Consider the following 1,378-nt stretch of genomic DNA (forward strand, 5'->3'; position numbering starts at 1 on the left):
GGGCCTACTGGCGATACCGGGCCTACTGGCGACACTGGACCTACCGGCGACACCGGACCGACCGGTGACACCGGACCGACTGGTGACACTGGACCGACCGGCGACACCGGACCGACCGGCGATACTGGACCGACCGGCGATACTGGACCTACCGGGCCAGCAGGTGCATTATTATTTAACAATGCAGGCACATTATTATTTAACAATACCACTGGAACAACCGCAGTTTTTCCGCCACTTAACACGGAAACAACCGTAGTAAGTGTACCAGTACCTGTTACAACAGGAGAAAATGTGAAAATTGATTATGCACTTGCCTTTTCAAGTATAAATGATGCAGATTACAGCATTGAAGCGGAATTCCGTCTTTATAGAGATGGAACATTAATTGATGCACGGAATATGAGCACTTCAGGTACTGCGGCAGGTACTCAGGTTATTGATATTTTTAACACGTATGTTGACACTGCTGTATCTACCGGAACCTTAACGTATGATGTAAGAGTCATTGTTACTTCTGCAACTAACATTACTTCTGCAGATGCAATTAATAGAAACATCAATGCAATTGTATTCCCATAAAGTAAAGCCCCGGGCAACCGGGGCTCTACTTTTTAATATCTGGAAAGCAGATACATAAAACAGCTATCTTCAGAAAGCTAAAGAAAACAATTTGACAACTTACCGTCTACAGATCACAAACTATTTTTTCATTTCTGCTAATCTTTGATCCCACATACTCATGATTTCTGTTATTTTCATTATCCTGGGCTGGCATACGTTTTTGTTCTACATAAAAGTAAAAGCGAGTTTTTCTATTTTCTAACAAACTTGCCATCATAAACATATGATATGTTATAAAGGAATGCAATAAGCCTTTATATTATGATTGAGGTCTATCAAAAACCTTACAAGTAAAAAACACAATATTACACCTTGACAGGAGGGAATTATAATGAGTAATTGTAGAGATTGGGACGGAGATCGCTGGGGCAGATGCTGTGATAGAAACGACGATAAATGCTTCGATAAATGCTTCGATAAATGCTGCGATAAATGCAAACGCATCGGCCCAACAGGACCTACTGGACCTACTGGGCCTACCGGTCCTACCGGACCTACCGGACCACAAGGAATTCCTGGTCCTAATGGACCTACTGGACCTACTGGACCTACCGGACCTACTGGACCTACTGGCGCAACCGGACCTACCGGACCTACCGGACCACAAGGAGCTGTAGGGCCACAGGGACCACAGGGCATACAAGGACCTGCTGGACCTACCGGGCCTACCGGACCTACCGGACCTACTGGCGCAACTGGACCTACTGGACCTACCGGACCTATCGGACCTACCGGCGTAACTGGACCTACTGGA

1 pseudogene is annotated in these 1,378 nt (G+C 45.7%); it reads left to right on the plus strand.

Features of this window, described 5'->3' with window-relative positions:
- A pseudogene (locus BQ9856_RS24535) lies at positions 1–582 on the plus strand (collagen-like protein); the annotation flags it as partial.
- Positions 583–1,378: the final 796 nt, after the last annotated feature.

Origin of the sequence: Clostridium sp. Marseille-P2415 (assembly GCF_900155545.1) — a bacterium.
In the GTDB taxonomy this organism is placed as follows: domain Bacteria; phylum Bacillota; class Clostridia; order Lachnospirales; family Lachnospiraceae; genus Lacrimispora.